The organism is Nodosilinea sp. P-1105 (assembly GCF_012911975.1).
GTDB lineage: Bacteria > Cyanobacteriota > Cyanobacteriia > Phormidesmidales > Phormidesmidaceae > Nodosilinea.
In genome coordinates this window covers 23,950-47,145 of sequence record NZ_SMDQ01000030.1, presented here as the reverse complement: position 1 = coordinate 47,145, position 23,196 = coordinate 23,950, and the positions used below count along the sequence as shown (strand labels likewise).

The 23,196-nt window shown below is 56.6% G+C and carries 14 protein-coding genes and 2 pseudogenes; 11 read left to right on the top strand and 5 right to left on the bottom strand.

The genetic code is table 11. The features are described 5' to 3' along the window. Positions 1-159: 159 nt before the first annotated feature. The 10 genes from trpS (at position 160) to E1H13_RS13960 (ending at position 16,973) form a co-directional block, all read left to right on the top strand. Positions 160-1,170: a tryptophan--tRNA ligase gene (gene trpS / locus E1H13_RS14005; RefSeq protein ID WP_169614036.1), complete on the top strand. Its 1,011-nt coding sequence runs from the start codon at positions 160-162 to the stop codon at positions 1,168-1,170. A 297-nt stretch (positions 1,171-1,467) separates the two neighbouring features. Next, positions 1,468-2,424, top strand: a complete 957-nt coding sequence (locus E1H13_RS14000; RefSeq protein ID WP_256378524.1) for a methylenetetrahydrofolate reductase — start codon at positions 1,468-1,470, stop codon at positions 2,422-2,424. 244 nt (positions 2,425-2,668) lie between these two features. Further along, positions 2,669-4,648: a diguanylate cyclase gene (locus E1H13_RS13995; protein ID WP_169614035.1), complete on the top strand. Its 1,980-nt coding sequence runs from the start codon at positions 2,669-2,671 to the stop codon at positions 4,646-4,648. A gap of 240 nt (positions 4,649-4,888) precedes the next feature. Continuing rightward, positions 4,889-8,011 carry a PAS domain S-box protein gene (locus E1H13_RS13990; protein ID WP_169614034.1) on the top strand — a complete coding sequence of 1,041 codons (3,123 nt, stop codon included), beginning with the start codon at positions 4,889-4,891 and terminating at the stop codon, positions 8,009-8,011. A gap of 44 nt (positions 8,012-8,055) precedes the next feature. Then, on the top strand, positions 8,056-8,706 hold the full coding sequence (locus E1H13_RS13985) for a response regulator transcription factor (protein ID WP_169614033.1): 651 nt from the start codon (positions 8,056-8,058) through the stop codon (positions 8,704-8,706). Between the two features lie 262 nt (positions 8,707-8,968). Next, positions 8,969-10,774 (top strand): GAF domain-containing protein, encoded by a 1,806-nt coding sequence (locus tag E1H13_RS13980; RefSeq protein ID WP_169614032.1) that lies wholly within the window; start codon positions 8,969-8,971, stop codon positions 10,772-10,774. A gap of 824 nt (positions 10,775-11,598) precedes the next feature. After that, complete coding sequence (locus E1H13_RS13975) at positions 11,599-12,132, top strand: hypothetical protein (protein ID WP_169614031.1); 534 nt, start codon at positions 11,599-11,601, stop codon at positions 12,130-12,132. A gap of 102 nt (positions 12,133-12,234) precedes the next feature. Next, entirely contained in the window at positions 12,235-12,693 is a 459-nt protein-coding gene (locus E1H13_RS13970) for a hypothetical protein (protein ID WP_169614030.1), read from the top strand. 330 nt (positions 12,694-13,023) lie between these two features. After that, complete coding sequence (locus E1H13_RS13965; RefSeq protein WP_169614029.1) at positions 13,024-13,794, top strand: fimbria/pilus periplasmic chaperone; 771 nt, start codon at positions 13,024-13,026, stop codon at positions 13,792-13,794. Between the two features lie 245 nt (positions 13,795-14,039). After that, positions 14,040-16,973 carry a fimbria/pilus outer membrane usher protein gene (locus E1H13_RS13960; protein ID WP_169614028.1) on the top strand — a complete coding sequence of 978 codons (2,934 nt, stop codon included), beginning with the start codon at positions 14,040-14,042 and terminating at the stop codon, positions 16,971-16,973. 31 nt (positions 16,974-17,004) lie between these two features. On the opposite strand, the gene E1H13_RS13955 is transcribed toward E1H13_RS13960, so the two are convergent. Then, on the bottom strand, positions 17,005-18,174 hold the full coding sequence (locus tag E1H13_RS13955) for an IscS subfamily cysteine desulfurase (protein ID WP_169614027.1): 1,170 nt from the start codon (positions 18,172-18,174) through the stop codon (positions 17,005-17,007). Between the two features lie 175 nt (positions 18,175-18,349). Here E1H13_RS13955 and mgtE point away from each other — a divergent pair, with 175 nt between their 5' ends. Then, complete coding sequence (gene mgtE, locus E1H13_RS13950) at positions 18,350-19,726, top strand: magnesium transporter (protein ID WP_169614026.1); 1,377 nt, start codon at positions 18,350-18,352, stop codon at positions 19,724-19,726. Between the two features lie 29 nt (positions 19,727-19,755). On the opposite strand, the pseudogene E1H13_RS13945 reads toward mgtE, so the two are convergent. The 4 genes and pseudogenes from E1H13_RS13945 to E1H13_RS27295 form a co-directional block, all read right to left on the bottom strand. Next, positions 19,756-19,878: pseudogene (locus tag E1H13_RS13945) on the bottom strand (Uma2 family endonuclease); the annotation flags it as partial. Between the two features lie 194 nt (positions 19,879-20,072). Continuing rightward, positions 20,073-21,335, bottom strand: a complete 1,263-nt coding sequence (locus tag E1H13_RS13940; RefSeq protein WP_169614025.1) for an ATP-binding protein — start codon at positions 21,333-21,335, stop codon at positions 20,073-20,075. Then, entirely contained in the window at positions 21,332-22,462 is a 1,131-nt protein-coding gene (locus tag E1H13_RS13935) for a tetratricopeptide repeat protein (RefSeq protein WP_240966632.1), read from the bottom strand. The genes E1H13_RS13940 and E1H13_RS13935 overlap by 4 nt, the downstream gene beginning before the upstream one ends. 63 nt (positions 22,463-22,525) lie before the next feature. Next, positions 22,526-23,047, bottom strand: a pseudogene (locus tag E1H13_RS27295) (hypothetical protein); the annotation flags it as partial. Positions 23,048-23,196: the final 149 nt, after the last annotated feature.

The following is a 23,196-nucleotide window of genomic DNA, read 5'->3' as shown; positions in this document are numbered from 1 at the left end:
AGCTAGACGGCGAGATGCCTGGAATGGCAGGGATGGGGTAGATTCGTAAGGGACGTGGGCTGATCCAGCTCAGATGTCCCTTGGGAGAGTTACCTGCCGCCAGGCGGCCGATCTACCCTTAGAGACGCTTTATCGTCCCTGCCACCACTATCAATGACTATGGCCAAACAGCGCATTCTTTCTGGCATTCAACCCACCGGCAACCTACATCTGGGTAACTATCTGGGGGCGATTCGCAACTGGGTCGAGCTGCAAGACCAGTACGATGCTTTTTTATTCATGGCCGATTTGCATGCCATCACCGTGCCCCATGACCCCCAACGCTTAGCAGACAATACCTACAAGGTCGCCGCTACTTACATCGCCTGTGGCATTGACCCCGAGCAGGCGACGATCTTTGTGCAGTCGCACCTATCCGCCCATGCCGAGTTGGCTTGGTTATTTAACTGCATTACCCCCCTCAACTGGTTAGAGCGGATGATTCAGTTCAAAGAAAAGGCGGTGAAGCAGGGAGAAAACGTCAGCATCGGGTTATTGGATTACCCGGTGCTGCAGGCGGCAGACATTTTGCTGTATGAGCCTGACCTGGTGCCAGTGGGGGAAGACCAAAAGCAGCACCTGGAACTCACCCGCGACATTGCTGCCCGGCTCAATTTTCAGTATGGCAGCGAAGATACCCCGATTTTGAAAGTGCCAGAGCCGATGATCCGTGAGGCGGGGGCGCGGGTGATGAGTCTCACCGATGGCACAAAGAAAATGTCGAAGTCTGACCCGTCTGAACAAAGCCGGATTGATTTGACCGATTCGCCGGAGGTGATTACCAAAAAAATTAAGCGGGCTAAGACCGATCCTGAGCGGGGGCTGTGGTTTGATGACCCAGCCCGACCCGAGTGCCACAACCTGCTGGGGTTATATATGGTGCTGTCGGGCCAGACCAAAGCGGCAGTGGTCGCAGAGTGCCAAGACATGGGCTGGGGTCAGTTTAAGCCCCTGCTGGCAGAGACGGCGGTGCAGGCGTTGGCTCCGATTCAGGCTAAGTTTAATGCCTTAATGGGCGATCGCGCCTACCTGGAGCAAATCCTGAAAACCGGGCAGGAAAAGGCGGCCGCTGTGGCCTATCCCACCCTGGCCAAAGTTAAAGACGCCCTCGGCTTTTCCCATCCCGTTTAACCTGGGTTGGCACTTATACCTCGCGGCCTCGGTCAGCTACTACGCCTGCAACTTGATATCTGGCACCGTAAGCTGACTTTTAGGACATGTTCTACTGAGTGGTGGGTGAGTGGTGGGCAATGCCCACCCTACGAAAGCTACGATCGCTGACTAAACGCGGAATTTTCTTGCTGGGAAGTCTCCTAGAACACTGGTTCAGAGGCGTTGTGTTCCAGCCGATCCTGGCTCCAGTCCCGCTCCCCCAACAGGTTATACTAGCCAAACGCCTGTTGAGAATGCTTTTCAAGGAGATTTTGTTTGACTGCTGCACCCCTGGGTTATCGATTCCGGACCGCTGCCCAAGCGGGAGATTTTCTGGTCACTGCAGAGGTGATGCCCCCCAAGGGTGGCGACCCCAGCCATATGCTGGCCAAGGCCCGGATGTTAAAGGGGCGCGTGCATGGGGTGAATGTGACCGACGGCAGTCGGGCGGTAATGCGCATGGCCTCCTTGGCGGCGGCGGTATTGTTGCAACAGGAAGGGATAGAGGCCATTTGTCAGATGGCCTGCCGCGATCGCAACCGCATTGCCCTGCAGGCGGATCTGTTGGGGGCCCATGCCCTGGGCCTGCGCAACCTGTTAGCCCTAACCGGTGACCCGGTGAAAGCGGGGGACCACCCCGAGGCCCGGGGGGTATTTGACCTAGAATCGGTGCGCCTGTTAAAGCTGATTCACCAGTTGAATGGCGGGGCAGACAGCCACGAAAAGCCCCTGACCGACGGCCCGTTGGATCTGTTTTGTGGGGCAGCAGTGGATCCCCAGTCCCGCAGTTGGTCAGGGCTCCAGCGCCGGTTTGAGGCCAAAGTGCAGGCCGGAGCCCAATTTTTCCAGAGTCAGTTGATTACTGACTTTGACCGCCTGGCTAAGTTTATGGACCAAGTTGCCGCCGGGTCTAACCGTCCGGTGCTGGCCGGTATCTTTTTGCTGAAGTCGGCCAAAAACGCCAACTTTATCAACCGCAACGTGCCGGGCGCCCAAATTCCCCAAACCATTGTCGATCGCCTGGCCGCCGCCGCCGACCCCCTGCAAGAGGGAATCAAAATTGCCGGTGAACAGGTAAAAGCGGCTCACCAAATCTGTCAGGGGGTTCACCTGATGGCGGTTCGCCGGGAAGATTTAATTCCCCAAATCCTGGATCTGGGCGGAATTAAGCCGATTACTGCCGCTGGAACAGCGATCGTTGACCAGCGAGACCGCTCGGCGGTTTCCCTGTAGCTAAGGCGATTTTTGGATAAAAAATACCCCCGTAGGATGGGCAAAGCGTGCGTACCCATCGATCGATAGCCTCTGACACCTAGCACCTGCCCCCTCAGCAACGGTGGTCATATTTTTGCCAGGCAGTACGAGGTATCCATAGACACAACGTTCTATGAACTTTTTACAGGGCCGTGGATAAGGCTGAGCCTAAACTAGGCACCCTCATAGCAGGGAATGGCAATGTTTCTTACCCCTTGATCCCATGCCAGCTAACTCGATCTTTCCTCTAGTTCAGGCAATAGAGCGGCAGCCTTTAGTCATGGCTGCCAATGACGCTCTGACTCAGGTTTTGGCCTGTATGAGTCAAGCCAAGCGTAGCTACGTGATCGTCATCGACGACCACCAGCACCCAGTGGGGTTGTTTACTGAGCGCGATCTAGTCCGGCTGATGGCTGAACGCCAGCCCCTGGGGCCACTCACCCTGGGCCAAGCTATGCAGCGCCACCCCATGGTATTAACCGAGACTCAACTGGATAATGTTTTGATGGTGCTAACCCAGATGCGTCATGCTCGGGTGCGCCATCTGCCCATTGTCTCTGCCCAGGGCACCCTGACAGGTGTGCTCACCTATGAGGGCATTCGCCAGTTGCTAAAACCGATTGATCTGCTACGGCTGCGCCGAGTGGAAGAGGTGATGGTGCCCCAGGTGATTTGTGTCCACCCTGGGGTCTCTGGGCTTGACCTGATTCGACAACTGCATCAGCACCAGGTGAGCTGCTTGATCGTTACCCAAACGGGGCAGCCTGGGTTGCCCCCCCTGGGCATGGTTACCGAACGAGATATCCTGCGACTACAGTTGCAGGCATCGCCGCCGCCGCTGCACACCTGGCAAGCGGCCCAGATCATGTCATCTCCGGTGCGATCGACTCACCCCCAGGTGACGCTCTGGCAAGCCCACCAGCACATGCAGGCCTATGGAATGCGTCGGCTGGCTGTGGTGGATGAGCAAGAGCGTTTGATTGGGTTGATTACCCCCACTAGCCTGATGCAAGGGCTAGATTTGATCGAGACCCATATGGCCATTGATACCCTGCGGGAAATTGTGGCCGATCGCACCCAAGACCTGAGCCAGTCTAATCAAACCTTGCAGCGACAAGTGCATGAACGGCGGCGGGCCAAGGCGGCCCTGCAAAAGCAAATTGCCCGAGAACGTTTGGTGAACCGCATTGCCGATCGCATTCGTGAGTCCCTGAACCTGGACAATATTCTGGCCACCACAGTCACGGAAGTGCAGCAATTTTTGCAGGCCGAACGCGCCTTTATCTACCAATTTCAAGGGTCTGCTGTGGGGCACATTGCGGTGGAATGCGCCCAAGGTAGCTGCTCGACCTTGCAGGGGAACACCCAGCTTGAAGCGGTCTTACAGCGTATTCAGCCTGATTTTTACCAGCAGGGGCGGCTGTACTCTATCCCCGATCTAGAAACCACTAGCATCCCTAGCCCAGAGTTGCAGCTGTTTCGGCAATTACCTATCCGGTCTCTAATGATTGCCCCCATTGCCACCACAACACACCTTTGGGGACTGCTGATTTTGAACCAGTGTTCTGGGCCTCGCCGCTGGGAAAAGCTCGAAATTGATCTGGTCAGACAGTTGGCGACCCAGGTGGGTATTGCGATTCAACAGGCCGAACTCTATGCCCAATTGGCAGCGGCTAATGCCCGTTTAGACCAGCTTGCCCATGTTGACGGCTTGACCCAGGTGGCGAATCGCCGTCAGTTTGATCAGAGGTTAAACCATGAATGGCGGCGGGCAACCCGGGAACAGCAGCCCTTGGCCCTGATTATGATGGATATTGACTATTTCAAAGGGTTTAACGACACCTACGGTCACCAGGCTGGGGATGACTGTCTAAAGGCTGTGGCTCAGGCGATTCAGGCTACGGCTAGGCGCCCGGCAGACTTGGTTGCTCGTTACGGTGGCGAAGAGTTTGTGGCCCTGTTGCCCAATACCTCCCTAGCCGGGGCAACGGCGGTTGCTGAGGCGATTCAACAGCAGATCAAGGGGCTGCAGATCGACCACGCTAGCTCTCAGGTGAGTGATTGGGTCACCCTCAGCTTAGGGGTGGCGGTCACAGTTCCCTACCCTGGTCAATCGATGGAAGGTTTGATAGAGCAGGCCGATAAGGCCCTATATGCGGCTAAGGTGGCAGGTCGCGATCGCTACCAAGTCGCCAATTCTTAAAGGATAGGGCCAATGGTATAACTAGGGTGTCCATGGCCGCGATCGCTGATCCGACCCAAGGGTTTGGCGGTTAGCGTCGGGTGACGTTCCGTGAATTTTTCAGCAAATCTAGATAGCTCTGCCCCTAAATTAGGCACGCTTAAACCAAATCCAAGTTCAGGTGTGGAGTTTTGCCTGGGAGCAAACCCGAGCTGGACCTGGTACAGACTGTCACGCTAGTTCAATTGCCCCCTTGCGCTGATGCCTAATCCATCTATTTCCAGGGAAAACAACGCTGTAGGGGTTGATCAAGCCCTGGCGTTTCAGGGACCCTTAGCCCAGGCCCCAGCCCTTTGGCCAAAACAGCTGCATCCTCACCCTGACCCTGTGCTAGACAACTTGGTCAATCTGGCTGGGCAGGTGGGGTCGGTATCCACCGTGGTGCTGACCCTGACCAATGGGGGGCAGTATTGGTGTCAGGCGGCCTATAACTGGCCTGGGGGGGACGATCCATTTTGGCCCCCGGTGGTCGAGCCAACCTGGCTCGATGCTGACCAATTGGCGCAGCGGCAGCATGGAGATTGGCCGGATGGTGCCAGTGCCTATGGGGGCATGCCGCTGCTAGGGCCAGCCGATGAGCTGATTGGCTTGTTGTCGGTTTGGGCCACCAGGCCGACGGGGTTAACCGCCAGTCAACGGCAGGGGCTGCAAACCCTGGGGCAGCAAATCATTCACCATTTAGCAGAGCAGGTTAGCCGATATGGGCTCCCGGCCCAGTTGCCTCAGCCGCTTGCCTGTCAGGGCAGCCTCCCACCCCTGTGTTCCTTGGCGCAAACGCCGCCCAAACAGGTTTTTCAGCAGCAGCTCCGGGATCTGGCCGGAGTTGATCAGTTGGACCTGTGCGCCGTGCTGGAGCACCTAGACGACGGCATCTTATGCTGCGATCGCCACCAGAGCATTACTGTGATCAACCAGGTAACCTGTCGACTTTTGGGCCTCAAAACCGCAACCATCACGGCGGCTGAGTTAACGGCAGCGGTTCAGATATATATGCCGGGCGATCGCACGCCGCTGAAAACCGATGACTTTCCCCTGTGGCGGGGGCTGCGGGGGGAAACCCTGCGAGATATGGAGCTGATGATTGTCCATCCCAACGGCGATCGCTACATGGTGTTGGCCAACAGCCGCCCCATACTCACCCCTGATCAGTCGATCTATGGGGCCATCATCAGCCTCTACGATATTACCCAGCGTTACCGGGATGAAACCGCCCTACGGGCCAGCAACCAGGGGCTAAAAACCCAGGCTCGGCAACGGCTAGAAGACTTACAGGCGATTAACCATCAGCTGCAACAAGAGTCAGCCCAGCGGCAGCAGGCCGAAGCCACCCTGCGGCTATTCTACGACCTGCCCTTTTTGGGCATGGCTATCCTTGGCTCAGATACGAAAACGTGGCTCAGGTTTAACGATCGCCTGTGCGGCATCTTAGGCTATAGCCGTGACGAATTGCAGCAGACCACCTGGGCTGACCTTACCCATCCCGATGATTTGGCCCCCTGCATGGACTGGTTTGCCCAGCTCACCCACACCCCCGTCGACACCTGCACCATAGAAACCCGATTTATTCGCAAAGACGGGCTGATTGTCTATGGCTCTGTCGATATCAAAGTGGTGGCGCAGCAGAATGGCCGTCCCGACTTTTTTGTAATCACAATTCAAGACATTAGCGAACGTAAGTTGATCGAAACAGCGCTGATTGAAAGTGAAAATCGGTTTCGGCTCACCTTTGAACAAGCCGCCGTTGGCATCGCCCATGTCGCCCCTGACGGCTCCCTTCTGTGGCTGAACCCAACCCTGAGCCAGATTCTGGGCTATGGCCCCTATGAACTCATTGACCAGTTGCTGCACGACATTATCTACCCGGAAGACCTGGCGGAGGATCGGCGCTATGCCAACGAAACCCTGCTGGGGCAACGCCAAAGCTATACCCGGCAGCAGCGCTATGTCTGCAAAGACGGGCGCATCATCTGGGCCAACCTAACCGTGTCGTTGGTGCGCGATCAGGCTCAAAATCCCAAATATTTTATTGTGGTACTGCAAGACATCACCCAAGCCAAACTGGCTGAAACCACCCTGCAACAGTACGCCCATCGCCTGCGGGGATTACACAATATGGACCGGGCGATTCTGACTAACTTTAAATCCCAGGACATTGCCCACTCTGCACTGTTGTTACTGTGCCAAGTGCTTCGTGCTCCCCAGGGGCTGGTGGCTTTGTTTAACCCTGACACCGAAACCGGTGAGATTTTGGCGGGCCACCCCCCCCTCACCCCGGATGCTGACTGGACTGCGCCCTATACGGGGACCGCAGCACCAACAACGGCCACGGTGTTGCCATTTGATCAGTTTGTGTTTACCCAACCCGACCGGACAGCGGTGGTCCACCGTATTCCAGATGTTGCCTTGCAGTCGCCATCTAGGTTTTGGGGGCAATTCTCTACCTCCCATATCCGCTCGATGATCGCCATTCCCCTGGTGGTTAACGATGGGGTGATTGGTGAAATCACGCTGGTTTCCTCTCGGTTAGGCCACTTTACCCGTGACCATGAAGAGGTGGCCCAGGAAGTGGCCGATCACCTGGCCATTGCCCTGCAAAATGCTCGCTTGTTTGAACAGGTGAAATGCGATCGCGCCCGTTTACATGCCCTGTCGAGCCAGCTCTTAGAAGCCCAAGAAACCGAACGCCGATTTCTAGCCCACGAGCTACATGACGAGGTGGGTCAGGCCCTGACCGCCGTCAAGCTCAATCTGCACCGCCTGGAACGGTTAATGCCCACCTCCCAGCCCCAGCCCCCCCTACAGGATTGCTTTCACATTGTTGAAGGAGCCCTGCAACAGGTGCGCAACCTTTCCCTGGACCTGCGCCCTTCAATGCTGGATGACCTGGGGCTAGTACCGGCCCTCCGTTGGTACGTTAGCCGCTACGCCGAGCGTACCGGCCTGCAAGCTACCCTGATCTGCGATGCCGCCCCCCCCGGACTACCTGCATCGATGGAAACCGCCTGCTTTCGGATCGTGCAGGAGGCCCTCACCAATGTGGCTCGCCATGCCCAAGCCCATAGGGTCACTGTCACCCTAGAACAGCTGGGCCAAACCCTACACCTATCCATCCAAGATGACGGGGTGGGCTTTGAGCTGGACACGATTCGGCAGACCAAGCAACAAGGCACCAGTCTGGGGCTGCTTGGCATGGAAGAACGGGGAATGCTAGTAGGAGGGCAGCTAACCATTACCTCCGCCCCTACCCAGGGAACTTGTATTCACCTGCAAGCTCCCCTCGCCAATTTGCCGACTGTGGTTGGCAAATCGGGCGGCGGCCCTTAGGTGATGGTCAGGTTGCAACTATCTCAGTGGGTTAAACAGGTTCAATGGCTACCATCAAGCTGATTCTAGTTGACAATCACACCCTGGTCAGGGCAGGCTTCCGTTCGCTAGTCGAAGATTTGGCCGATATCGAAGTGATTGGGGAAGCTGACAACGGCCGCACCGCCCTGCACCTGGTGGAAACCCTCAAACCCCACCTGGTGCTAATGGATATTGCCATGCCAGCCATGAACGGCCTAGAGGCGACGGCGCGAATTGTGCACGACTTTCCCCAGGTGCGGGTGCTGATTGTGTCGATGCATGCCAACGAAGAGTATGTCTACCAAGCCCTGCGCTCTGGGGCATTGGGCTATCTGCTCAAAGATAGTGGCATCGAAGAACTGGAACTGGCCATTCGGGCGCTGGCCCGGGGGGAAACCTACCTGAGCCCAGCTGTCTCTAAATATGTGGTGACGGACTATGTGCGCCGCCTGGGGGAAGAGGGTAACCCGCTGGACCAAATTACCCCCCGACAGCGGGAAATTTTGCAGCTGATTGCCGAGGGCAAAAGCACCAAAGAGATTGCGGAGTTACTCTACATCAGCACCAAAACCGTCGAAACCCACCGCACCCAACTGATGGACCGGCTCGACATCCACGACATTGCTGGGCTGGTGCGCTACGCCATTCGGGTAGGGCTGGTGTTGTTGGATTAGGACTGACGGGCAGAACTATGACCACCGTTGCTGAGGGTGTCGGGTATCGGGTGTCAGGAATGGTGGGCTGACCTATGTCCCAGAGGTTTAGTGGGCGGCTAAGCTAACCCGGTGACAGGGGCTAATTTCAGGGCCGTGGCCGATCGAACTCAGCAAATCCCTGATACGGTCTGTGCGATTTATTTTTTACGGTAGAGCTAAGCCTGGGATGATGCCAAGCTTGCCCTATGGCGAGGGCATACCGATGCAGGAGGCAGCCATCATGAGCAACCGTACCGACCCATATCAGATACATAAGGCCACCGAGGAAAACTGGTTGCTGGTGCCGGCTAAGGGCCACTCTACAGCCCTAGCCCACAGTTGGGTAGGCCCTATCCCGGCGGCTGGTGACACCCTCGTTCGGATGTTCAATCTGATCCAGCGGATTCGTCAGTCCCTGGATTTGGATGTGGTGTTGCAGACCACGGTCTCTGAGGTGCGCCAGTTATTGCAAGTGGAGCGGGTCTTTTTATTTAAGTTTCAACCGGATTGGAGCGGTACGGTTATGGTCGAAGACTGTGCCCCCCATTGCCTATCGTTGCAGGGGCGCCAGGTCTATGACGAGTGCTTTGCGACCCATTGGGTGGCGGCCTATGAGCAAGGGCAGGTGCAGGCGGTGGCTGATATTCACCAGGCAGGGCTAACCCCCTGCCATGTGGATCTACTGGCGAGTCTGGGGGTGAAGGCCAATCTGGTGGTGCCGCTGCAAGTGAATGACAAATTGTGGGGCTTGCTGGTGGCCCAACACTGTACGGCCCCACGGACCTGGCACGGGGAAGAGGTGCAGATTATGCAGCAGTTGGCGATCCAGGTGGGGATGGCAATTCAACAGTCAGAGCTTTACCGCCAGGTGCAGGCCGAATTACTGGCCTACAAACAGTCAAAAGCCGAGCTGTTGCATCAGGCCCAGCGATCGCGCGATCGCCACCTGGACAGCATTGGTACCCTGGCAGGGGGGTTGGCCCATGACCTGAGCAACATTTTGACGCCGATTGTGCTGGCCACCGAAATACTAAAACGACCCACCCTAGACCACCAGCAACAGCAACAATGGCTCAACCGCATTCAAACGAGTGCCCACCGAGGGGCCAGCCTGGCGGATCAGGTGTTGTCGTTTGCCCAGGGCATGAGGGGAAAACGCACAGACCTGCAATTGGCCTATGTGCTGGGGGAATTGGTGCAAACCCTGCAAGAAGCCCAACCGTCCACCATTCATATGACCTCCTGCCTGGGGCAGGCTCACCTGTGGACGGTGACAGGGGACGCCATCCAACTGCACCAGGTGTTTATGAATTTGTGCCTGAATGCCTGTGACGCCATGGCCGATGGTGGGCATCTGCACCTGGAAGCCCGTAACCTGTGGTGGCGAGGGTGTGAGGAGCATCCCCCCGGCCGCCATGTCTTGGTGACCGTTACCGACACTGGCACAGGCATGCCCCCTGCCGTCTGCGATCGCAGTTGCGAACCGTTCTTTACCACCCAAGCCCAAGCCGGCCACTCGGGCTTGGGGCTATCTACTGCCCAGGGGTTGGTCAAAAGCCATGGCGGTTGGTTAACCGTGGAGAGTCAACCTGGGATGGGCACCTGCGTCAGCGTTTACCTGCCAGCGGCACGGACCGCGATCGATGATGACATTGCTGTGGCCTGTCTACCGGCGATCGAGGGGCAAGATGCCCTGCTGCTACTGGTCGTGGCCGATGACGACCAGCGTGAACTGCTGCAAGCCGTGCTTGAGAGCTACAGGTATCGAGTCCTGTTTGCAGAAGAAGGGGCCGACGCGATCGCCCTTTACATTCAACACCAGTCGGAACTGAGCACTGTGGTGCTTGATGTAACCTTGCCCACCCTCAATGGCCCAGCCATGCTGCGCCGTATGCATCAGATTAATCCCCGGTTGCCTTACCTTGTGGTGGGCAGTACCCCCACTCACGCCCAAGGACTGGGAACGGCCTATTTATCGGCCCCTTTGGTGATCCCGGCCCTGATGCAGACCTTGAGCCAAACCTTGCAATCTAGGTTTCTGGCGTAGCCCCTGGCACCCGAAACCTGATACCCAACTTCAGCGTTGCTATCAAGTCCGGGGGCTAGGGGGGCCAAAGTTGGTAATCTTGTGTGTATCAAGTAGCCCCTGCCAAGGGGAAAGCAGAGGGGGTGATGCAGGGCGATCGCATCAAGCAGTGACTTGGATGCATCAAGCCGCCCAGGGGTGGGAGATAGACACAGAGTAACAGAGCGAAGGGAAATAGAAACATCTCGGTCTTTGGCAGAGTTTGAGATCCCCCCTTTGGTCGCAACGGCATCATTTAATTACATTCCTCTCCTTAAACGATGCCGACAACGTTAACCGTATTTTTACCAGCCACTGGTAACGGAATGTTGCAGCTGATCCGAGATAGCCTGAAAGCTGTTTATTGATGACCCTTATAGATTTTGAGGCATAAATACTTATCTCTGTAATTCCCTCGATTTAGTCGAGACTTTTTACACCTCTCACGTTTTTTCTAATAAGAACCAAGCTTAAGTTTTATAAATAAATAGTCACAAGGAGCATCAAGAGCCCCGTCAACAAAGGCGTTCACGAATCCGGAAGATTTTTGTATTGATTCTATAATGATTTATTTGAAGCGATTTCTATTTCGACTGATTGAAAGTTTTAGAGTCAAAACTATCGAAATTTCTGTACTTTTGCTGATAGCAATACCCTGGCCCCTGGCTATAGTTAAACCATGAAGCAAGAAAAGGCATGAGCCCCACGGCTGGCAAACTCCCTCAAAGCTACAAGAGGGCAAAACCACCGCCAACTCATTCCAAAAAAATCTTCTTCATTAACACTGTGTTCAGGAGACCCACACCATGTTTGCTAAAACCTTCCGCAATTCCCTTCTCGCCTCCAGCCTCCTCATCGGCGCATCCCTCCTCGTTGGACCTGCTGCGATGGCGGAAGATGATCCACTTTCAGTTGATTCTGGTGATGACGTAACGGGTGTCGTACATCTAATTAACGAAATTACCTTTGCTCCAGCCGCTCCTACACCAATTGTGGCTGATGCCGGTGCTACAGGATTCGTTATGGGAGAACTAAGCCTTCGTAACAACCATGTAAACGGCTGGACGTTGAGTGTTGTATCAAACAACGGAGGAGAATTACAAAATGGCTCCCATGCCATTGAATATACTGCCGTAACAGCGGCAGCGGTTGCAGGCGAGACCACTAATAGCTCGGTAGATCCAGCCACAGGGGGAAATTTGATTGTTGCTGACTATACAGCTGCGGTAGCTGCAGGAGTGAATGAAGTTCAAGTGACAGCTAATATCGCTAGTGGTCAACATGTACCAGCAGGCGAGTATACAGATACCTTGACCTTTACCCTGGAATCTGTGAACTAATTGTACTGAGTAAAACTACTCATCTCTCTAAGATTTTAGGTTCTTCTGTCTTGTGGAGGTGCTAGCTTGTACCTCCACAATAGTTTTTTAGAGAGGTTAACTATGAATACTTCATACCTCTTGAAGCGCTTAACTTATTTCCTTTTGGGTATCAGCCTTGCATACTCTTCGGCAGCGCTGGGGAGCGTCACCTACAACTCAACCTCTAGCTTTAGCTTAAGTTATGCAACTGGCAACCCCAACCAAGACTTTGGCACGGTTCAAATCCAGTCTGACAATCCCAACGGTTGGGTCTTAAAGGTGCGTTCCGCCCAGGCGGGCAACCTTGCCCATGCTAGCCACCCATCTACTATTCCCTATACCCTAACCGTGAATGGCATTTTGGTGGGTAATCTTGCCAGCGGCACTGATGTCGAGGTGATGACCACCTCAACCTTGACCTGTGCAGCACCGACCGGTTGCACCTTCCCTGTCCAAGCCACCATCTCAGCCAACAACGTCAATGGCAAACCTGCTGGCCACTACTCAGACACGCTAGTTTTTTCATTAGTTAATAAGTAATATCAATTCCCTATAACAACGCCATTAACGTCCCCTGAGCGGAGTCGAAGGGGACGCTGACTTCGACTCCGCTCAGCCAGCAATAAATAGAATTTGCTGAAAGAATTCATATAACCCCCTTAGGTTGGGTGGAACGAAGTAGAACCCAACACCAGATTAGGTTTTGTTGGGTTTCGCTAGCGCTTCACCCAACCTACGGCATCAAAGATTTAATCCAGACTTTCACGATTAAGAAGGTTTGTTACAGGCTTTTTATTTATCTCTTGCCTGACCTGAAAAACGGGAAATCTACCCATAACACCCCTCACCCCTGTCCCACGGAGACCCCCTATGAAAACCCTAGCGCGTGTTGGTTGCCTAGCCTCAGCTCTCTTGAGTGCTGGTCTGATGATCGCTCCCCCTAGCTGGGCTAATGCCAGCTATCAATTAACCCCCTCCCAGGTCACCCTAGAACCCAGTGGGGCGCGATCGACCAGTTCTTTTCGGGTTAGTAATACTGGCAGCGAACCGGTGGCCATTGAAGTGCGAATGGTCGAGCGCAATATGGATTTGCAAGGCAACGAAACCCGCCCTGCTGCTGACGATGATTTTGTGGTTTATCCGCCTCAAGTTTTGCTACAACCGGGGCAGTCGCAAACCGTGCGGGTCACCTGGCTGGGTAATCCCAACCCAGATGCTGAGTTGGCCTATCGCCTAATTACAGAACAGTTACCCATTCAGCTCAACCAGCCTCAGCAACAGGTCACCGCACCAACCGTCAGAATTACCGCCCTCTATAACTATGTGGCGTCGGTTTATGTGGCCCCCCGAGGGGTCAGCCCTGATGTGGTAATCGAAAGTGCCAGCCACCAAAAAATCAACGGCCAAGATGCCCTGGTGGTGCAATTCCATAACCAAGGCACCGCCCGCCAACTGCTCAGCGGCTTAAACCTGACCCTCACCTCCACCGCCCAACCCTCCGCCACCGTCACCCTCGGCCCCGATCAACTGCGGGGGGTCAGCGGCGAGAATGTCTTAGCCCAAAACCGGCGACAGTTCACCATCCCCTGGCCCGAAGGCCTACCCGTAGGCCCCGTCAACGCCACCTTCACCCTGCGGTAACCACCCACCAGGGCAGACACCCAGGTCTGCCCCTACAACACCGCCCTCACCCACAATTCCCCGCCAGGGCAGACACCCAGGTCTGCCCCTACCACCCCTTTCCACAATTCCCCGCCAGGACAGACACCCAGGTCTGCCCCAACACCCCCCACCTCAAAATTCAAAATTCTCCCCCACCCCCCCCTCTCCCCATCTCCCCATCCACCCATCCACCCATCCACCCCCCTCCCCCCCTCCCCCTCCCCGTGTTCACCCCCCTCTTGCTCACCACGGCCTCTCCCCTGGCCAACCCAGTGGTCCCAGAGGTCGAGCCACCCCCCCAAGTATCCATCACCGACCGGTCTCCTCGGCTGATGGCCGCTGCCCCTGATCGATCAGGAACAGCTCCTGAGGCCGCTAGTGTGACGCTGGCGGCCTCTCCATTGCCGAGTTTTTCCACCAGCCACCAGCCCCTACCGACGTCGGTGGTGCAGGCCGCTGCGCCGCTGCCTAAATCAGCCACAGGGACAGATGTACCGACTCCCATCGCCCCCGTCGCCCCCGTTGCTTCAGTTGAATCGCCTGAATCGCCTAGCCCGGCGATCGCCTGGAACCCCAAACCCCAGATCGCCCCGCCCACGCCGGTACTGACTCCGCCCCCCTCGGGCGAGGCTTTGGTATTGGCTGAGGGACCTAACGACCTGGGGACCGATCTGGGGGGGGATGGGCCGGAGGAGGCCCCAGAAAATACTCCAGAGCCAGAGCCAGCAACCCCAGCATCGCCTGAGCCATCAACGGAGCAATCGGCGGAAACGGAGGATGAACTGTTCGAGCGGATTTTTGGGCGGCCTCGGCCCCAGGCCCAGGCGATCGCGGTGCCGTTGTTTATCAATGATCAGGCCCAGGGACAGGCGGTGGTGGACATTGCTGGGGAAACGGCCCAACGGGTGCAGGGTAGGGCGGTGCTCGATCGCACCAGGGCCATCCTCCAACCCGAGGTGCAGGGGCAGCTAGAGGCGGCGATCGATGAAGACGGGTTTTTGGCGGTGGAAAGTCTGCGGCAGGTGGGCCTGGCGGTGATCTTTGACCCCAGCCGCCTGGAGTTGTATATCCAAATTCCCCCGGCCCTGCGACAAACCAATGTAATCAACCAGTTTGGCCTACCGCCGGAAGCCGCCGAGACCCTGCCCACGAGCACCGTCAGTGGCTACGTCAACCTGCGGGCTGGGCAAAACATCGCCTGGTCGGGGACGGGGCGGCAACCCCTGAATCTGGCTCTGGATGGAGCGCTGAATATTTCCGGCTGGGTGCTGGAGGGTAGCGGCAACTGGGTGGAAGGCCGACCCCAGGGGTTTAGCCGGGGGGATGTGCGGCTGGTGCGGGATGACACCACCCAGGCCATTCGCTATGTGCTGGGGGATCTATCGATTCCGGTGACGGGTACCTTCCAAACGGTGGTGCCCATGGCGGGGATTTCAGCCTCTCGCAACTATGCCCTACAGCCCTACCGAATTACCCGCCCCACCGGGGAATACACGTTTTTCCTGGAGCGGCCTGCCACCGTGGAGGTGTTTATCAATGGCTCGCGGGTGCAGCAACTGCGCCTGCAACCCGGTCCCCAGGACATTCGCAACCTGCCCCTCAGCACTGGCACCAACGATGTGCAGTTGATTATCACCGATGACCTGGGCCAGGTGCAGCGGCTCAACTTTTCGGCGGCCCTGGCCGGAAATTTGTTGGCCCCTGGGTTGCAACAGTTTTCTTACAATTTGGGTTTTCCCTCGGGCTCTGGGGGGGGCGGGCGACAGTATCAGTGGGATACGCCGGTGCTCTCCTTGGCCCATCGCTGGGGGGCCAGGGATGACCTCACCCTGGGGGGCTACCTCCAGGCAACACCGTCGTTTCAGCTGCTGGAAACCGATGGGGTGTGGGCCACCACCGCCGGTAATTTTGCCTGGGCCGTGGCCGCCAGCCACCACAGCGAGGTGGGGATTGGGGCGGCCCTGCGCGCCCAGTACGAGTTGCCCCGCGATCGCCACGATCCCACCCATCGCACCTTTCGGGTCGCGGCAGAGTACCGCAGCGATCGGTTCACGACCCTCAGCTCCTCCACCCCCAGCAACACCCGCCTGGATTTATCCGCCACCTACAGCCAGCGAATCTTTGGCGATACCTTGGCCAACCTCAGCGGTAGCTACCAGCTGGGTCGAGAGGTACCCGATACCTACAATCTCAACCTGGGACTGTCCCGGTCCCTGGGTCAGGGGCTGCGGGGCAATGTCAACCTCAGCTATGGTCGCAATGCCCAGGGGCAAGAGGACCTGAGGGCCTTTTTGGGGGTGAACTGGCTGATCACCCAGGGCCGTCAGTCGGTGGGCCTCAACACCAACCTTAGCAACACCAACGACATGAGTAACCGACTCTCCTGGCGCCATAGCCCCGATCGCCGTCTGCAAAGCCCCAGACCTTCCGTGGATTTGAACCGCAACAGCCAGGGCTACACCCTCACCGGGCGGCTCAACTACACCGACTACCGGTTTGACACTGGCCTCACCCAGGAAATCGCCTGGCCTAACCAGGCCGACACCACCGCCAATACCCGCCTCACCTTTGGCACCGCCCTGGCCTTTGCCGATGGCCATGTCAGCTGGTCCCGACCGATTAACAATAGCTTTGTGATGGTGGTGCCCCGCGATCGCTGGCGAGGGCAGACCATTGGGGTTAATCCGTCTTCTAGGGGCTATGGGGCCGTGGCCGATGGGCTGGGGCCAGCGGTGTTGCCCGATGTCTCCCCCTACTATGTGTCGCGGGTGCGCTTAGAGGCCCCGGAGGCTCCCCTGGGCTATGACCTCGGCCCCGACAACCATGTGATCCTGCCCACCTATCGCAGCGGCACCGTAATCATGGCGGGCACCGAAGCCACGGTCTTTCTGCGGGGGGTGCTGCGGGATGAAGCGGGTGAGCCGATTGGGCTCCAGGCGGGGGAAGTGGTGTCGCTGTCAGATCCTCAGTGGGAAGCCCAACCCCTGTTTACCAACCGGGTGGGCCGGTTTGCGGTGATGGGATTGACCCCAGGTCGCTACGAGATTCGCCTGCTGGGGCGACCAGAGCCCGTGGCCAGCTTCGAGATCCCGGCCCACGCCGAGGGCATCTATGACCTGGATGTCTCTACGGGTACCCTGGTGCCGTTAAGGGACTAGGGGAGAAAGGCAGAAGGCAGAAGGCAGATATCTACTGGCTTACTAGGGTCTTGGTCCGTAGGGCCTGCACCGTCGCCATCACCGCCGTCGCCACCTGGTCAATCTCGGCCTCGGTGGTCCAGCGGCCCAGGCCAAACCGCAGGGAAGCATAGGCTAATCTATCGTCCCGGCCCAGGGCTTTGAGCACATGGGAGGGGGCGGTACTGGCGGTGCTACAGGCGGCCCCCGAAGAAAGAGCCACGGTGGATCGCAGCCCCAGCAGTAGGGCCTGACCATCAACCCCTGCGACACTGACATTCAGGTTGCCGGGTAGGCGCTGGCTCGGGTGACCGTTTAGGTGGAGGCCCCCCAGGGGTTGGAGCTGATGCCATAGGCTATGGCGTAGGTGAGTCAGGCGATCGCCCTCCCTTGCCATATCCGCCAGCCCCAGCTCCACCGCCTTGGCAAACCCGACAATTTGGGGGGTATACAGGGTGCCCGATCGCATTCCCCGCTCATGGCCGCCCCCATGGAGCTGGGCCGCCACCGTCACCCTCGGGTTACGCCGCCGCACGTAAAGGGCACCAATGCCCTTGGGACCATAGACCTTGTGGGCGGTCAGCGAGAGCAGGTCAACGGCCATGGCCTGCACATCCAGGGGGATTTTGCCGATGGCTTGGGCCGCGTCGCTGTGGAACAAAATGGCGCGATCGCGGCATAGGGCCCCAATGTCAGCCAGGGGTTGCAATACCCCAATTTCATTGTTGGCGGCCATCACCGACACCAGTACCGTGTCATCCCGCAGGGCCTGGGCCAGCTGGGCCAGGTTAACCAGACCATCGGGCTGCACCGGCAGGTAGGTTACCTCAAACCCCAGCTTTTCCAGGTAGGCGCAGGGATCAAGCACGGCATTGTGCTCGGTCTGCACCGTTACGATGTGCCGTCCTTTGCTGAGGTAAGCTTCTGCCACCCCCTTGATCGCCAGGTTGTTGGCCTCCGTGGCCCCGCTGGTCAAGACAATTTCCTCGGGGCTGGCGTTGATGGCCATCGCCAGGGTTTCCCGAGCGTGCTGGACGGCGGCCTCTGCTTCCCAGCCATAGCTGTGGGTGAGGCTAGCCGGGTTGCCGAAGTGCTCTGTAAAAAACGGCAACATGGCCTCTAAGACCCGTGGGTCTACCGGGGTGGTGGCATGGCTGTCTAAGTAGATGGGACGCTGCACCATCAGGAATCATATCCCCAGTTACTTGGTTCTTAACCTTGGTTATGTTTATTCTACCGACGAATCACAGGGTGCTCTGAGGGGAGCCGCTATATCCAGTATTTCCAGGTAGCTGGCGAAACAAGACGTTTGCTCAATCTTGCTGTACGCTATCAACGTTGTTGAGGTTACTCAGTCGATGACAGCCGCCGATCGCCCTTCTACCCTAGAACTACGGGAAATTGTTACCGAACAGCTAAAACTGTTGCTGGAGCAACGAAACTATGACGGGGCCAAAGCCCTACTCGTTCCAGTTCAATCGGTCGATATTGCCGAAGCCTTAGAAGGGTTGCCCCAGACCATGCAACTGGTCGCCTTTCGGCTCTTGCCTCGGGCGAAAGCGGTAGAGGTGTATGAGTACTTTTCCACAGATATGCAGGAAACCCTGATCCAGGAGTTTCAGGCGCAGGAAATTCTGGAAATTGTCAATACCATGGCCCCCGATGACCGGGCCGAATTGTTTGACGAACTGCCGCCGCAAATGGTGCGGCCGATTTTAGCCCAAATGTCCCCAGAGGAACGGCAGGTCACCTCCCAGTTGTTGGGCTACCAGCCAGAGACCGCTGGTCGGCTGATGACCCCAGAATATATTTCCTTAGAAGACCACTGGACGGTGGCAGAAGCGGCTGAACAGGTGCGCAGCCTAGCCCGCGATCGCGAAGTTAGCTACTACATCTATGTCACCGATGCCAACCAGGTGCTGACGGGGGTTGCCTCCATGCGCGACCTGCTGCTGGCGGACCCCAACCAAACCCTAGCGGCGGTGATGAACCCCAACGTGGTCTACGCCCAGACCGATACCGACCAAGAAGAAGCCGCCCAGCTGATCCAGCGCTATGACCTGGTGGCCCTACCGATTGTCGATCGGCAGCGCACCCTGGTGGGGGTGATGACCGTTGACGATGCCATGGACGTGTTGCAAATCGAGGCCACCGAAGACATTTACACCATGGGGGCAGTGCGCAGCGAAGGCAAAAACTACTTTCAGTCCAGCCTGTTGTCGGTGACCCGCAAGCGGATTCCCTGGTTATCGGTACTGCTGCTGACCAACACCCTCACCATTTTTGTGATGAGTAACTTTGAAGAAATTTTGGACGAGGTGGTGGCCCTAGCCTTCTTTACCCCCCTGCTGATTGATACCGGCGGCAATGTGGGGGCTCAGTCCTCGACAGTGGTGATTCGCGGCCTCAGCACCGACGAACTGAAAAACCGCAAACCCCTCTGGGTGGTTTTGCGCGAGACTCTGGCGGGTGGCATGTTAGGCATTCTCTTAGGTGTCGCCGTAATTGTGTTGGCCTATGTGCTGATGGGGCAGGTTCAGGTGGGAATAACCGTCGGCATTAGTTTGTTGGCCATTGCCGTAATTGCCGCCACCACCGGGGCGGCGCTACCGTTTCTCTTTAACGCCATGGGCTTTGACCCAGCGTTGATGTCAGCGCCGTTTATTACCACCGTGGTGGACATTCTGGGCATCTTTATCTACCTCAGTATTGCTACGGCGTTGTTGAATATTTAGCTGGTGAAGGTTTAAGGAATGCGCCTCCAAAATGAGAGCCGATAGCCAGGGCGATCTAGCAGTTGCTCAATCGCTTTGAACTCTCTCCAGGTGAGCCCTTCAAACAGGAGGGGGGTGGCTTTGTCAGGGATGGCGATCGCGGTTGGCAGCATGGGAATCTCTGGCTTGTCGCTAGAAACTTGTCGCTAGAAATGGGAATACCATTACAACTGGACAATAACTCTTCCCGTATTCCACAGGGGCAAGGGCACGGCCTGGAATACCCACGATGGTGCTTCTACTACTCAGCGCAGGGACGCTCAGGGAGGTGGTGCCAACGCTATAGCATTGGCACGATAGGCATAATCTACGGATCGACTGACTGATCCTCTATGGCAGGTGGAAGCGCGATCGGGGCAAAGGCTTTGGTGTCGTCCTGGTCAAGTTGGTGGGCCAGGTCAGCGGCTTCTAGTCGCTCTAGAAACGGCAAAATCTCGCTAAAGCTCCTAAAGCCAAGCTGCTCCAGGTCTTCGAAGGTAATGGTTTCATCAGAAATTGGCCCGCGCTGCTCTAAAAAAGCTCGCACTCGTTCTTCTTGAACGCTCAGGGCCGCCCGTTCTCTTAGTTCTGGGGCAGCCGCCTTTAGCCCCTGGGCCAATACGTCTGAGTCAATCAAGGTGACCTGCATATTAGCAGCGGTGTCAAGTACGGTGTTACCGAGCCGGTTAAACAGCCGGGGCTTGCCTAGAGATACCTCGCAGAAGCGCTTGGCGGCCTCTGGGGTAAACGGCAGCACCGATCGCGGATCGTCGGGGTCAGCGCAGGAGTTGTTGATGCGGGCGCTGTTGAGGTAGTTGATCAGCATTCTGTAGGTGGTGGGCTGATCGAGTTCTTCCAGCTTCAGTTGCAGGTCAAACAGCCCCCGCTCACTGGTCAACAAATCGCCCGTAATGCCCATCGGGTGCCCCGTTAACATGAACCAGGCCCGCCCTTTCAACATGCCCTGGGCGTCGTGCATCATCTGGCGAACGGCACTGGGGTTGCGTTTGTCCAGGTCGTCAATGGCGATGACCACGCCCTGGGGATACTTTTCCTGGGCACGCTCCAGTAGGGTATCGAGGCTGACGGTGGGGTAGAGCGGCTTTGTGAGCGGTAGATCTTTCTCGGCAATTTTGCCGCCAATGCCCAGGCTGCCGCTTACTTCTGCACTGCGCTCTTTAAGAATTTTGGCGGTCGGAATCCCCATTTGGTAGAGCTGGCGCTGGGCCCATTCATCGTCGGCCATTTCGCGGGCAACGGCAATCAGGGCAGTGGTGGCCAGGTCGAGATCGGCGGGTAGGGAAATATAGGCGGTCAACATCTGTGGCCGCTTGCGGCGCAAGACCGACAGCACCTCCCGCAAAAAGGCACTTTTGCCAATGCCAATGCGGCCATAGACCAACACCCGCCGCCGCTCCCGGCTTTGGAACAGGTTAAACACTCGGCGCAGCTCCTCTTCGCGCCCGGTGAAGATGTACTGTAGTGTTTCGCTTTCTAGGTCAGGGGGGCTTTCGGTAAACGGAATTTCGCGCAGGCCCAGGCCCTGCACGTTGCTGGTGGATTGATCAAAAATATCATCGGCGGTAGTCATGCAGGCACCTCGCTCAGCTGCTGCTCTGCCCGCTGGGCCGCCTGGTAAAGGTTATCCACTTCTTTTACCCTGTTTTGTCTGTCGAGTTGCTGGTACAGGTCGCGGGCTTGCTGTAGCTGGGCCATGCCTTTTTTGAAATAACCCTGGGAGGCCAACACACTGCCCAACCCGTGACGACTTTTGGCAATGCCAGGTGGATCGTTGAGGTGCTCGTACAGGCGCAGGGCGTCGCGGTAGTAGAGACGAGCATTATCCCAGTCAGATAGGGTTTCGTGGGCGCGCCCGGTTTGGTACAGCGCATTGGCATGGGCGAGGTGGTCATCCCCCTCGCTGAGCAGCCTGACGCTGTTGAGCAAGAGCTGTAGCCCCTCTTGCCATTGCCCCTTGCGTACCAGGCGGCTACCCAAAACAGACTGGGTGGCAGGCAATGCCTGCCAAATTTTTGCGCGATCGTAATGCTCTTGATTAATGACATCTAGAGCCCTTGTGTAAGCATTCAACGCATCTTGTAGGTCGCTGGCATCTTGGTTATGCTCAAAGCGGCGAGATAAGGCATTACCCAGCCGATACTGAGAATCGACAAAATCTGGGCTGCCGGGTACAGCTACCTCCAGTGCTCTTTTAAGCAAGGTAATAGCAGTATCTAAGTCAATTAGATTTTCTGTAAGAGAGGCTCGTTTTATTAGCGCTTCAGCTAAATTTCCTCGGTGCCGAGCCCAGGCCTCAGGAAATGCTTCACGAGTAGAAACATGGTTTGCCAGTTCGTAAGCCTCCACTGCTTTTTCTAAATTCTCGACTGGATTCCCTCGAATGCGATCGCGATAGATATTGCCGAGATTGTTTTGCGACCTTCCCCAGTTTTCTGGAAAGGCATCGCGGGTGTAAATCTGAAGCGCCAACTCATAGGCGGCAATCGACTGTTCTAAGTTTTCGGCTCGATCGCCTCGAATGCGATCCCAATAGACACTGCCGAGATTACTTTGCGTCCCTGCCCACTTTTCTGGAAAGGCATCGCGGGTGTAAATCTGAAGCGCCAACTCATAGGTGGCAATCGCCTGTTCTAAGTTTTCGGCCCTATCACCTCGAATGCGATCGCTGTAGGCAGCGCCGAGATTATTTTGCGTCATCGCCCACTCTTCTGGAAATGCGCTGCGAGTTCTAACTTGAAGCGACAATTCATAGGCCACAATAGCCTGTTCTAAATTCTCGGCTCTATTACCTCGAATGCGGTTGCGATAGGCAATTCCGAGATTATTTTGCGTAGTTGCCCACTCTTGTGGAAATGCGACGTGAGAGTAGACCTGAAGTGCCAATTCATACGCTGCAATAGCCTGCTCTAAGTTTTCGGCTCTATCACTACAGATTCGATCAATGTAGACATTACCAATATTGTTTTGTATCCCTGCCCATTGTTCTGGGAACGCGTTGCGAGGGTATACCTTCAACGCAACTTGAGAAGCTGCGATGCTCAACTCCAGGTTTAAAGCCCGATCGCCCAGCGGAAATTTCCAAAGTGAGCTTCCAAAAGCGATAAATAAGGATGCAACGTTTTGCGTGTCCCCAAACTGCCCACCTGCCAATAGCTTAGGGAACACTTGGGGTAAAGCTTCTAACAGATTTTCATCTAGCTTGGCTAAGTGTTTCTGCAAAAACTGCTCGACCTGTCGCTTATCTCCCTTAGCGTTGGCATAGCACTTGCCAAAAGCCCGCATAAACTGGGTCACATTGCGAGTGGGTACCGCCTTTGGTTGTCCAAATCCTTTGCCCATCACACCCTCTGCGCCAGCTCGCCCATCGTCAACAGTGTCGTAAGTTCAATGGTAGTGCCATATTTCTCAAAACACCCACTACAGCCCCAAAG

Bases quoted from the DNA above. Each gene is read 5' to 3' on its own strand.
- E1H13_RS13970 (WP_169614030.1), top strand. From the start codon at position 12,235: ATGAATACTTCATACCTCTTGAAGCGCTTAACTTATTTCCTTTTGGGT.
- E1H13_RS13965 (WP_169614029.1), top strand. From the start codon at position 13,024: ATGAAAACCCTAGCGCGTGTTGGTTGCCTAGCCTCAGCTCTCTTGAGT.
- E1H13_RS13975 (WP_169614031.1), top strand. From the start codon at position 11,599: ATGTTTGCTAAAACCTTCCGCAATTCCCTTCTCGCCTCCAGCCTCCTC.
- E1H13_RS13985 (WP_169614033.1), top strand. From the start codon at position 8,056: ATGGCTACCATCAAGCTGATTCTAGTTGACAATCACACCCTGGTCAGG.
- E1H13_RS13940 (WP_169614025.1), bottom strand. From the start codon at position 21,335: ATGACTACCGCCGATGATATTTTTGATCAATCCACCAGCAACGTGCAG.
- E1H13_RS13935 (WP_240966632.1), bottom strand. From the start codon at position 22,462: ATGACGCAAAATAATCTCGGCGCTGCCTACAGCGATCGCATTCGAGGT.
- E1H13_RS13990 (WP_169614034.1), top strand. From the start codon at position 4,889: ATGCCTAATCCATCTATTTCCAGGGAAAACAACGCTGTAGGGGTTGAT.
- mgtE (WP_169614026.1), top strand. From the start codon at position 18,350: ATGACAGCCGCCGATCGCCCTTCTACCCTAGAACTACGGGAAATTGTT.
- trpS (WP_169614036.1), top strand. From the start codon at position 160: ATGGCCAAACAGCGCATTCTTTCTGGCATTCAACCCACCGGCAACCTA.
- E1H13_RS13995 (WP_169614035.1), top strand. From the start codon at position 2,669: ATGCCAGCTAACTCGATCTTTCCTCTAGTTCAGGCAATAGAGCGGCAG.
- E1H13_RS13980 (WP_169614032.1), top strand. From the start codon at position 8,969: ATGAGCAACCGTACCGACCCATATCAGATACATAAGGCCACCGAGGAA.
- E1H13_RS13955 (WP_169614027.1), bottom strand. From the start codon at position 18,174: ATGGTGCAGCGTCCCATCTACTTAGACAGCCATGCCACCACCCCGGTA.